The organism is Protofrankia coriariae (assembly GCF_001017755.1).
Classification (GTDB): domain Bacteria; phylum Actinomycetota; class Actinomycetes; order Frankiales; family Frankiaceae; genus Protofrankia; species Protofrankia coriariae.
Genome location: NZ_JWIO01000017.1, coordinates 24,902 through 34,816, shown reverse-complemented (window position 1 = coordinate 34,816; position 9,915 = coordinate 24,902). Strand labels below are relative to the sequence as shown.

Annotated in this window: 9 protein-coding genes; 3 read left to right on the top strand and 6 right to left on the bottom strand. The window is 69.1% G+C overall.

Annotated features, from left to right (window positions below; translation table 11 throughout):
- Positions 1–634: 634 nt before the first annotated feature.
- Complete coding sequence (locus FrCorBMG51_RS12305; protein ID WP_052914614.1) at positions 635–895, top strand: hypothetical protein; 261 nt, start codon at positions 635–637, stop codon at positions 893–895.
- A 247-nt stretch (positions 896–1,142) separates the two neighbouring features.
- On the opposite strand, the gene modA is transcribed toward FrCorBMG51_RS12305, so the two are convergent.
- On the bottom strand, positions 1,143–1,949 hold the full coding sequence (gene modA, locus FrCorBMG51_RS12300; protein ID WP_047223213.1) for a molybdate ABC transporter substrate-binding protein: 807 nt from the start codon (positions 1,947–1,949) through the stop codon (positions 1,143–1,145).
- Positions 1,950–2,927: 978 nt separating this feature from the next.
- On the opposite strand from modA, the gene FrCorBMG51_RS12295 reads away from it, so the two are divergent.
- Both FrCorBMG51_RS12295 and FrCorBMG51_RS12290 read left to right on the top strand, forming a co-directional pair.
- On the top strand, positions 2,928–3,173 hold the full coding sequence (locus tag FrCorBMG51_RS12295; RefSeq protein WP_047223212.1) for a type II toxin-antitoxin system Phd/YefM family antitoxin: 246 nt from the start codon (positions 2,928–2,930) through the stop codon (positions 3,171–3,173).
- Entirely contained in the window at positions 3,173–3,424 is a 252-nt protein-coding gene (locus FrCorBMG51_RS12290) for a Txe/YoeB family addiction module toxin (RefSeq protein WP_047223211.1), read from the top strand. The genes FrCorBMG51_RS12295 and FrCorBMG51_RS12290 overlap by 1 nt, the downstream gene beginning before the upstream one ends.
- A gap of 95 nt (positions 3,425–3,519) precedes the next feature.
- Here FrCorBMG51_RS12290 and recQ read toward each other — a convergent pair whose 3' ends face one another.
- The 5 genes from recQ to FrCorBMG51_RS12270 all read right to left on the bottom strand — a co-directional run bounded on the left by recQ (position 3,520) and on the right by FrCorBMG51_RS12270 (position 9,894).
- The gene (recQ, locus tag FrCorBMG51_RS12285; RefSeq protein WP_371391007.1) at positions 3,520–5,397 is read right to left on the bottom strand and encodes a DNA helicase RecQ; all 1,878 of its coding nucleotides are present in this window, start codon (positions 5,395–5,397) and stop codon (positions 3,520–3,522) included.
- 288 nt (positions 5,398–5,685) lie between these two features.
- The gene (locus tag FrCorBMG51_RS31155) at positions 5,686–5,925 is read right to left on the bottom strand and encodes a hypothetical protein (protein WP_052914613.1); all 240 of its coding nucleotides are present in this window, start codon (positions 5,923–5,925) and stop codon (positions 5,686–5,688) included.
- Complete coding sequence (locus FrCorBMG51_RS31150; RefSeq protein ID WP_052914612.1) at positions 5,922–6,227, bottom strand: hypothetical protein; 306 nt, start codon at positions 6,225–6,227, stop codon at positions 5,922–5,924. Before FrCorBMG51_RS31150 ends, FrCorBMG51_RS31155 begins: the two co-directional genes overlap by 4 nt.
- A gap of 3 nt (positions 6,228–6,230) precedes the next feature.
- Positions 6,231–7,319, bottom strand: coding sequence for a helix-turn-helix domain-containing protein (locus tag FrCorBMG51_RS12275; RefSeq protein ID WP_047223210.1), 1,089 nt, complete (start codon positions 7,317–7,319; stop codon positions 6,231–6,233).
- Positions 7,320–7,431: 112 nt separating this feature from the next.
- Positions 7,432–9,894, bottom strand: coding sequence for a WD40 repeat domain-containing serine/threonine protein kinase (locus FrCorBMG51_RS12270; protein ID WP_157180486.1), 2,463 nt, complete (start codon positions 9,892–9,894; stop codon positions 7,432–7,434).
- Positions 9,895–9,915: the final 21 nt, after the last annotated feature.

Here is a 9,915-nt window from a genome sequence, read left to right as displayed (position 1 = left end):
GGGGCGGCAGCCGGTGACCATTCCGTCGGTCACCTCGAAGATCATCGCATGCTCGCGCAGCACGTCCAGGTCGTCGAACAGGCGGGCCTGCTCCNTGCTCCGCCAGCATCTCGGGCTGGTCGCCACGGTGCACGATGGGCGCGCCGTAGACCGCGATCGAACCGTTCAGGTCGAGCCGGCGCGAGCTGTCGAAGCGGAAGAGATCCGTCGGGACGGCACTGGCCTCACCGGAGGGCGCGATCTGCTGTTCGCCCGCTTCCAGGACGCCTGCCTGCTGGTTCCACTCGTAGTCACCCCACACCCCGAAGGTCGCCGACGCCTGACGATCACTGTCGGTGAGGGTGACGGTCTCGGAGTCCTCGAGGGCCTCGAACAACCGGATGGCGCGTGCCTCCAGCGCGACCGGGTCGGTCCGCTCGACGACAGAGAGGAAATAGGCGACCTGTTCGTCCGTGACCGGGGTCGACCCACACGGCAGCACCGCGATCCGGCGTGTCTCGCCCACCGCCTCCGGGCTGGGCGAGACGAGGAAAAGGTCCGGGCAGATCACGAGAATGTCCGCCTCCGGCGGGCAGCGGTCGTCCCGGAGCGCGGACTCGAGGCTTTCGCCGGCCTCAAGCGATTGGACCACGAGGTGCTGGTAACGGCTGCTGGCGGCGAGTGTGAAGTCCGCGACCCGGTCGGCCTGGGCAGGGCCAGCGACGGTTACGAATCGGTGTGGTCATGGGGGGAGATCGACCCGAACTTCGGCGGCCGGCAGGTGCTGGTGGCTGTCAGTGAGGACGCTGCTCCGCTGGACGATGAGGGCCCGCGGGTGACATCCCCGGGCGATCTGCACGGCGGCCGCTACGTCTTCGGCATCGTCTCCATAAAGCTCGTCAAGGTCGGTAGCTGACAGATCCTGTCAGCTGGAGCAACCCGGTCGGGTCGGTCATCTTTCGGTGGCCCCTGGTCACGTCGGCGGAGCTGGACGTGACCAGGGGCCACCGGCGTCCGATGGACCGTGCACTGGCGCGTCGGATATGCGGCGCAGAGGTCCCGGTGACGTTTTCGGGGGTGTACTCCGGCTCACGGGGAACCGGAGTACACCCCCGAAATGGGCTCGCGCAGGAAGGCGGATGCCAGCTACGGAGGAGGGAGCCTTATGAGGAGGGGGAGGCGAAGCCGGCCTTGGCAAGTACCTCCTGGCCGGTCGACGACAGGACGAACTCCGTGAACGCCCGCCCGCCGCCCGCGTTCGGCGCCTTGGCCAGGACCGCGATCGGGTAGGTGGTGGAGGCGTTCTGCTCCTTGGGGATCTCGATGCTCTTCACCTTTGCCGCGGCGGCCTGGGCGTCGGTGACATACACCACGCCAGCGTCGACCTCACCGAGCTCGACGGTGGTCAGCACACCCTTCACGTCGGCGCCGTAGGTCTTCGGCGTGACCGTGACAGCCGCGTTCGAGAAGACCTTCGCCGCGACCGCGCCGCACGGGACCTGGACCTGGCAGAGCGCGACCTTCACACCGGGCCTCGCCAGGTCGGCCACGGAGGCGATGTTCGCGGGATTGTCGGGCGGAGTAACGATCGCCATCTTGTTCTGGGCGAACGTCTTCGGGCCGGCGGCGTTGCCGGCGTCGACGACCGTGGTCATGTTCGTGGTGCTGGCCGAGGCGAAGACGTCCGCCGGCGCCCCCTGGTTGATCTGGGTGGCCAGGGCCGAGCTCGCGGCGAAGTTGAACTTCACGGTCACCCCGGGATGCGCCGCCTCGAACTGCTTGCCGAGCTCGGTGAACGACTCGGTCAACGACGCGGCGGCGAACACCGTCACTGTCCCGGTCACAGACGGTGTCGTCGTCGCCGTGCCGGACGGAGTCGTCGGACCGGTGTTGTCCGTGTCCGAGCCACAGCCCACCAGGAGCGCGCACAGCAGTGCGCACAGCGCCCAGAGCTTCGAACGTGTTCTCACGCGTCCCCCTCACTGTCGTCGAGATATCCGCCGGAGTCGCGATGCCGGCCGGACAATGGTTCAGCGACGTTGCTGAGAAAATTCCGTCACCACGTCGGCGGATTTCGCCGAAATCGCGGTGACCGAGCCGGAGCCGGAGCCGGAGCCGGGGTCAGGGCCGGGGCCGGGGCCGGCCGTGGGCGCACGGCACGCCGAGGATGCGATCCGGTGCGGACCGGTCCGGATCCTCATCTGAGCTGGCACGCCGTCGTGCCTGGCACAGATTATGATGTTGGTCGGTAGTTGCGGGTAGACCTGCCTGTTACCGCCGCGTCCGCGGTCATGCTCACGGAAACCCGTGGGCCGATGCCGTGCGCTCCCCGCCCGCCCGGAGCGCGACGGTGAGCCGCCGACGTCCCGCCGAGGGTCTGCGTCCTGAAGCGGAGTAGCCCGCCGGCGCCTGTCCGCTGCCGGTCGGTGCCGTCAGCGCCACCGGTCGGCCGGCTTCATCCGAGATCCGCAGATTCGCCACCCAGGCACCTTATCGAGCGTATCCACGGTTTGTCTCCCCCTCTCTCTCCTGATCCGCGATGTGGACGTGCTCCCGGTGGATGCGGAGACGCGAGGAACGCACGATCATGATTTTCGGATGTCATGGCCGGGTCTTCCCGTTACAGGAAAAGACGGTCGAGGATGGGGTTGATAATCGTTAGGACACAGCTGGGACACCCAGTGGAAATCCGCGGCCACGTGGCCCGGACCGGAGATTCGACAATCGGATCCCATGGCGGAAAGCCATCCGACATCCCGGTCACCCCGGGTTCCATGCCGGTGTTCACCGGGTGTGCGGACGGCTCCCCGAGTCCCAGGTGGTAGCGCTACGTACGCGCCAGCGGTCGTTGGCATCCATTGGGACGATCGTCAGCACGGCTGGCATGGTCGGCGGGGCGGGATGTCGGCTGGAGCGGTACAATATCTTGTACTACTTTGGAGGTTGCTATGGCTGTCACCGCCAGTGAGGCCCGCAAGCGTCTGTTCCCGCTGATCGAGCAGGTCAATGCCGACCAGGAGCCAGTCGAGATCTTGTCCAAGCATGGCTCGGCCTACCTGGTCTCCGAAGCCCAGTTCCGCTCCATGCAGGAGACCGCCTATCTACAGCGGTCGCCCGCCAATGCGGCGCACCTCGCGGCCAGTATCGCCGAGGCCGACGCCGGTGCGGCCGAGGAACACGATCTACTGACCTGATGAGGATCGTGTTCACCGCACGGGCTTGGGCTGACTATGCGTCGTGGGCAGACGATCGCAAGATGCTCCGCCGGATCAACCGTCTGATCGAGGAGTCGGCCCGGGACCCGGCCGTCGGGATCGGTAAGCCGGAACCACTGGCCCAGAACCTGTCGGGATACTGGTCGCGGCGCATCACCGAGGAGCACCGGCTGGTGTACCAGGTGCGCGGCGACGATCTGGTCATCGTCCAGGTCCGCTATCACTACTGATCGCGCCGACCATAATCCCTGGCCGCCATGGCATGAGCGGCAACAGCGGTCATACCGACGGCTGTCCCAGGTGGGACCGGGTGAACAGGGGCTGTTCACCCGGCGAGGGTGTCGAGGATCTGTTGTCCGTACTTGGCGAGCTTGTGCTCGCCGACGCCGCTGATGGTGGACAGTTCGGCCAACGTGGCCGGCGGGCGTGACGCGATCTCGCGCAGGGTGGCGTCATGGAAGATCACGTATGCCGGGACGCCCTGTTCCTTCGCGGCGGCCGCGCGCCAGGTGCGGAGCCGCTCGAACACTGGCATCGCGTCTTCCGACAGCTCGGCCACGGCGACGCGGCGGGGCTTCGCGCCCTTGGACGCGGCTGCGCCCGTGGATGCGGACTTGGCGGCGGGCTCCGGTTCGCGCCGCATCAGGACCGTGCGCTGCCCGCGCAGCACGTCGGCGCTCGTGTCGGTGAGCACGAGGGTGCCGTGCTCGCCCTCGACCGCCAGCAGCCCCTGGACCAGCAACTGCCGTACCACGCCGCGCCACTCGGGCTCGCCGAGCTCGGTGCCGACGCCGAAGACCTTCAGGGTGTCGTGGTCGTGCTGGATCACCTTGGCGGTCTTCCTGCCGAGCAGGATGTCGACGAGGTGGCCCGCGCCGAACTTCTGGCGACGCTCCCGCTGTAACCGGAGCACGGCCGACAGCAGCTTCTGGGCGGCGATCGTGCCGTCCCAGGTCCGCGGGGGCGTCAGGCAGGTGTCACAGTTGCCGCACGGGGCAATGCGCTGCTGTCCGAAGTAGGCGAGCAGCCCGGTGCGGCGGCACTCGACCGTCTCGCACAGCGCGAGCATGGCGTCGAGGTGGGTACTCAGCCGCCGACGGTGCGTGAGGTCACCCGCGGACGCGTCGATGAGCTTGCGCAACTGGACGACGTCCTGGAGGCCGTAGGCCAGCCACGCGGTCGAGGGCAGCCCGTCCCGCCCGGCGCGTCCGGTCTCCTGGTAGTACCCCTCGACGGATTTGGGCAGGTCGAGATGGGCGACGAAGCGTACGTCCGGTTTGTCGATACCCATGCCGAAGGCGATGGTCGCGACCATGACGATGCCGTCCTCCCGCAGGAAGCGCGCCTGGTGCTCGGCTCTGGTGCGCGCGTCGAGCCCGGCGTGATAGGGCAGCGCCGAGATGCCGTTCGCCACCAGGAATTCGGCGATCTTCTCGACGGATGATCGTGACAGGCAGTAGACGATGCCCGCGTCCCTGGTGTGCTCGGCGCGCAGCAGCGCCAGCAACTGCGCCTTCGGCTCCTTCTTCGACACGATGCGGTACTGGATGTTCGGGCGGTCGAAGTCGGCCACGAAGTGGCGGGCGTCATCCAGGCCGAGCCGGGAGGTGATCTCGGCGTGTGTCGCCGGGGTCGCGGTGGCGGTCAGCGCCACCGTCGGCACGTCCGGCCAGCGCTCGCGTAACTCGGACAGCAGAAGGTAGTCGGGCCGGAAGTCGTGCCCCCACTGCGCGACGCAGTGCGCCTCGTCGATCGCGAACAGCGCGATCTTGCCCCGGTCGAGCAGCGTGACCGTCGCGTCGACGCGCAGCCGCTCCGGTGCCAGGTAGAGCAGGTCGAGCTCACCGGCGAGGAAGGCGGACTCCACCTCGCGGCGCTCGTCGAACTCCTGGGTGGAGTTGAGGAACCCCGCCCGTACGCCGAGCGCCCGCAACGCGTCGACCTGGTCCTGCATCAGCGCGATCAGCGGTGACACCACGACGCCGGTGCCCGGCCGCACCAGGGCGGGGATCTGGTAGCACAGCGACTTGCCGCCGCCGGTCGGCATCAGCACGAGCGCGTCGCCACCACCGACGACATGCTCGATGATCTCCTGCTGGCCGTCCCGGAACGACTCGTACCCGAAGACGCGACGCAGCACCCGCGCGGCGTCGCTCACGCTGTCGGCCAGCGGGGCATCGCTGTCGACCAGAGGGGAGGTCACCCGGCCACTCTATGGGCGTCCGGCCACCAGCCGCGTCCGCCGGTCCGTACCTGTGGACAACCAACACCTCCGCGGATGGCCCCTGTGGATACTGGTCGCGGGCGTCACCACAACGGATGAACCGGCGAAACCCATGGAATCGCCTCGGCCCCGACCTGGAAGTGCTCGACCCTCCGGAGCTACGGGAAACAATGACCCAAGCCGCAAAGGCGCTCGCCGCCCTGTACAGCTCGCCAACACACAGAACAGCCGGAACGTAAGTCGTGCTCCTCGGCTTTGTGGTCGGTGTCAGGATGCCAGCCATTTGTCGAAAGAGGGCCTGTCTGTGACGCCGGACGGGCCGCCTCGTCGTCGGGCGCGCAGTGTCTGAAGGTAGCCCCACAGAGTGTCGGCGTCGATCCAGTCCGCCTTCGCGGCGATCTTCAATAAATGCCAGGTCCTGACGACGTGGATGTTGTTGCGAGCGGCGAGCCGGGCGGCGTCGTTGTCGTCGGTCACGAAGAAGCCGTGAGCCTGGCGGTGGATCATGATGGCGAGTGTCTCGGCCTCACCAAGGTGGCGGTGGGGGCGATCGCCGGGCTTGCGAGCTCGTCGCGCAGGAGCTGGGTGTTCTGGAGCTCGGTGGTATCAGGGAACCAGGGCGGCCCGAAGATGTTCGTGGCCTCGGCCAGCGTGGCGAGACCGGGCTGTCGGGCCGAGGCATCGCATTCCGCCGCGACGGTGGCGCACCAGCGGCCGTTGCCGTTCGCCAGCCGCTCCAGCAGGTCCATGCGGTTGAGAATCGCGAAGTTGATCAGAACTGTGTTGTCGGGGAACAGGAGAACTGCCACGGTCTACAGGCCCAGTGCCCTGACGAGGTCGTCAACGTCCGTTTCGGGTACTGATGGCACGTCGACGTCGAGTGCGTCCGGGTCGATGCCGAGCATCCAGGCAAGCGTGCTCTTGCCGAGGGCACCGGACTCGATCCCTGCGAGGTGCGCCTCCTGGAGGGTGAGGGGGAAGCGGCGCCGGGCGGCCGCGTCCATGCGCAGGGTGATCTCATCGATGCCCGAGTCGGCTACCCAGTGACGGCGCAACAGGCGCTGGGTCGGTTGTTCGGCCCACTCTCGTACCACCGGGGGCAGATAGCCGTTCAGCACGCTCAGCCGGCGGGCGAGGGCATCGGTGGACACACCCCACCGCCAGACGAGATCCGCCAGTCCGGCGGCATCGAGACGGTTCCAGTCGACCGCGGCCAGTGAGTCGCGGGGGAGCAGAAGGTCGGCGGCGAAAGCGTTCGCGGCCGCCTCGCGCTGGTCCCACTCCGTCCTGGAGAGCTCCTGGTCGTGGTGGCCCTGGGCGAGGTGGCCCAGCTCGTGGGCCATCGACCAGTTCTCCCGGAACCAGTTGCCCGCCGCCGGAACCGCGATCACCCGATGCCCGCCAAGGGTGAACGAGTACGCGGTGGACAGGTCCGAGACCCGGACGACGTTGATGCCGAGACGGCTTTCCAGTCGTTCCGCGAACGGCCGCACGAAATCCTCGCCCAGCGCGGCTCTGGCCCCCTCCGGAGTGCCCGGGAGCGCTGGCGCGTGCCGCCGCCGCAGGCCGGCCTGCCGGTAGGCCAACGCGATGTCACGTAGCATCCGGTCGTCGGCGTCGCGTCCGGGCACATCCCGGTGGCCGGTTTCGTGGTCGTAACGGTGCCGGGCCGCGACAACGAGCCGGTTCGGGTCGGGCTGCCCGGTGATCAGCCAGTGGATGTCCGCGTCCAGGAGGTCGGCCAGGCGCGCCAGCTCGATCGAAGAGAAAGCCCGCTTGCCGTTCACAGCGCGTGAGAAAGCGTCAGGCGTCATCCCGATCTCCTCGGCGATGTCCCGCTGCGGGGTGGTGTGGCGGACCCGCCGGATGTGCTCCAACACCCGGTCCCCGATGCCGTTCATGCGGTCAGATTACCTGATCGATTGGGAAAATCCCAACGCCTGTTGTCGTTGGCGGGGCCTCAGGTGTCGCCAGGGCGTGACCGCGGGCTCCCAGGGACGTTCGCGGGGCTGGTCAGCCCATGTCCCACAGCCGTATCGCCTCGTCGCTGGAGCTGGCGAGGGTGCGTCCGTCCGCGGTGAAGGCCACCGACCGTACCCCGTTGGTGTGGCCGGTCAGGGGAGCGCCCAGGGGGCGGGGCGCGGTCCGGTCGGAGACGTCCCACAGCCGCACGGTCCGGTCGCCGCCGGCGCTGGCGAGGGTGCGCCCGTCCGGGGTGAACGCCACCGACCACACCCAGCCGGTATGGCCGGTCAGGGGGACGCCCAGGGGGCGGGGTGCGGTCCGGTCGGAGACGTCCCACAGCCGTATGGTGTGATCGTCGCTGGCGCTGGCGAGGGTGCGCCCGTCCCGGGTGAAGGCCACCGACACCACCCAACTGGTGTGGCCGGTCAGGGGAACGCCCAGGAGGTGGGGTGTGCTCCGGTTGGAGACGTCCCACAGGCGTATGGTCCCGTCGCCACTGGCGCTGGCGAGGGTGCGTCCATCCGGAGCGAACGTCACCGAACCCACCCAGTCGGTGTGGCCGGTCAGGGGAGTGCCCAAGGGGTGAGGGGCGCTCCGGTCGGAGACGTCCCACAGCCGTACCGTGTGGTCGTCGCCGGCGCTGGCGAGGGTGCGCCCGTCCCGGGTGAAGGCCACCGACACCACCCAACTGGTGTGGCCGGTCAGGGGAACGCCCAGGAGGTGGGGTGTGCTCCGGTTGGAGACGTCCCACAGGCGTATGGTCCCGTCGCCACTGGCGCTGGCGAGGGTGCGTCCATCCGGAGCGAACGTCACCGAACCCACCCAGTCGGTGTGGCCGGTCAGGGGAGTGCCCAAGGGGTGAGGGGCGCTCCGGTCGGAGACGTCCCACAGCCGTACCGTGTGGTCGTCGCCGGCGCTGGCGAGGGTGCGCCCGTCCGGAGCGAACGCGACCGAGACCACCGTGTTGGTGTGGCCGGTCAGGGGGACGCCCAGGGGGCGGGGCGCGGTCCGGTCGGAGACGTCCCACAGCCGTACGGTGTGGTCGTGGCTGGCGCTGGCGAGGGTGAGCCCGTCCGGGCTGAAGGCCACCGACCGCACTCTGTCGGTGTGGCCGGTCAAGGGGGCGCCCAGGGGGCGAGGGGCGCTCCGGTCGGAGACGTCCCACAGGCGTATGGTCCCATCGCCGTTGGCGCTGGCGAGGGTATGCCCGTCCGGGGCGAAGGCCATCGACTCCACCCAGCTCGTGTGGCTGGTCAGGGGAGAGCCCAGCGGCTGGGGGACGGGGGAGGCCCTGACGCTGAAGGCAGGGGAGTCCTTGCCGCGGAAGGCGGTGACGGCGATGGCGAGCAGCACCGCGACTGCCGCGGCGGACACGACAAGCGCGGTGGTACGTATCCGGCGCGACCGGCGCCGGGACGAAGAGGCCGGGGCGTCGTGCTCGGACGGGGCGGGCCCGTCCGGAGCCGGTGTGGGTGGCCAGGAACGCCCCACGTCACGGATGGCAGTCGGATAGAGATCGCGGTCGATGGGCACCGGGACGGGCACGTCCGGCCTGCCCGGCCTGCCCGGCCTGCCCGGTGACGTGTCCGTCCGGCTCCCGGGCGGTGCCGGTGCCCTCGGGGCGGTAGAGGGCTGGTCGCCGGCGGTGCGGATGTCGTCGTCGAGACGGAGCCCGATGCCGGTACGGGTGATCCAGCCCGGGCCGAAGGCGCCGGCAGCGGCGTGGGCCAGGTCGAGAGCGAAGGCGCGTGTGGAGGGTGGACGGTCGGCCGGGTTCTTGGCCAGGGCGTGGAGGACCACGTCGGCGATGAGAGTGGGTACTCCGGAGGGTCGGGCGGGGATGGTGTGCAGATGGTGCTGCCAGAGCACGGGGAGTGGTAGTTGCGGGTCGAACGGCGGCGCCCCCGAGAGCAGTTCGTAGAGGAGCACCCCGAGCGCGTAGAGGTCGGTGGCCGGGCTCAGCCGGCCTTCGGCGATCTGCTCGGGAGCCATGCATTTCGGCGTTCCGATGATCTTGCTGGCGGTGGTATCAGACCCTTCGACGATTTTCGCGATGCCGAAGTCGACGACTTTGAGCAGGCCGGTGGCGTCGAACAGGATGTTGTCGGCTTTGATGTCACGATGCAGGACATTGCGGCCGTGGGCGTAGGCCAGGGCCGCGGCCACGGCCAGGCCGACGGCGCAGGCGTCCTCGGGTGGCATACCGGCCCGGCGGCGGGTCAGGCTCCCTCCGTCGAGGAGTTCCATGACGATCAGATGTAGATCGTCGGTCGCGACGTAGTCATAGACCTGCACCACATGCGGATGGCTCAGCGCGGCGAGCAGCCGTGCCTCGGGGGCAAACCCCGCTTCTGTCCCGTCGCGTCCCGCCGCCAGGATCTTGATGGCCACGGGACGGTCCAGCCCGCGGTGCCGGCCGGCCAGCACCAGCCCGAACGCGCCCTGGCCGAGGGGCCCGCCCAGGTCGTAGCCGGGCAGCGCCGCGGCCACCCGGGCCCTGTCGACAATCATGACGTGGGAGCCGCCCCACAC

Bases quoted from the DNA above. Each gene is read 5' to 3' on its own strand.
- FrCorBMG51_RS12295 (WP_047223212.1), top strand. From the start codon at position 2,928: ATGGCTGTCACCGCCAGTGAGGCCCGCAAGCGTCTGTTCCCGCTGATC.
- FrCorBMG51_RS12290 (WP_047223211.1), top strand. From the start codon at position 3,173: ATGAGGATCGTGTTCACCGCACGGGCTTGGGCTGACTATGCGTCGTGG.
- FrCorBMG51_RS12275 (WP_047223210.1), bottom strand. From the start codon at position 7,319: ATGAACGGCATCGGGGACCGGGTGTTGGAGCACATCCGGCGGGTCCGC.
- FrCorBMG51_RS12270 (WP_157180486.1), bottom strand. From the start codon at position 9,894: ATGATTGTCGACAGGGCCCGGGTGGCCGCGGCGCTGCCCGGCTACGAC.
- FrCorBMG51_RS31155 (WP_052914613.1), bottom strand. From the start codon at position 5,925: ATGATCCACCGCCAGGCTCACGGCTTCTTCGTGACCGACGACAACGAC.